Here is a 589-nt window from a genome sequence, read left to right as displayed (position 1 = left end):
ACCATGTTTTGGAAGCAATGTCGCGCGCTGATGATGTCATTTTCGATAAGACAGGAACGCTGACGCAAGGCAAACTGAGTATCGCACACATAGAACCTTTATCGGGCCAGTCGGAGGAGCACGTTCTTGGCATTGCAACAGCGTTGGAACGGGAGACGCACCATCCGATTGCGAGAGCATTTGATTGCTCTGTCGCGACTTCAGCGAGCAATCTTCAGCATCATACCGGCCAGGGCGTATCCGGCGAGGTAGAGGGAACTCGCTATTTTCTGGGTAGCGCGCGCTTTATCGAACAGGTAACAAAAGACGGCTTCTCATCTGTTAGCGGCGCTAAGGAAAGTCACTCTCAAGTATTTCTTAGTTCAGATCAGCATATTTTGGCGCGATTCGATCTTAGCGACACACTCCGCCCTGAAGCAGCCGAGACAGTTAGAGCACTCGCTAAGCGCGGCTCAACCATCCATATATTGAGTGGCGACCAGCAATCTGCCGTGGAAAACATCGCTGAAAAACTGAGGATTGCGCATATAAACGCTGAGCAAAGCCCCGAAGACAAACTCGCCTACGTTAAAGCGTTACAAGACAAGGG

Annotated in this window: 1 protein-coding gene; it reads left to right on the top strand. The window is 50.9% G+C overall.

The genetic code is table 11. The annotated features are described in order from the left end of the window. Positions 1-17: 17 nt before the first annotated feature. Positions 18-589, top strand: a 572-nt coding sequence (locus tag A3750_RS18870) for an HAD-IC family P-type ATPase (protein ID WP_231871888.1), incomplete at its 3' end; no start/stop codon positions are given.

The sequence above is a fragment of the Oleiphilus sp. HI0079 genome, from assembly GCF_001635105.1.
The sequence above is the reverse complement of the archived record's forward strand: the minus strand, read 5'-3'. Positions and strand labels throughout refer to the sequence as shown.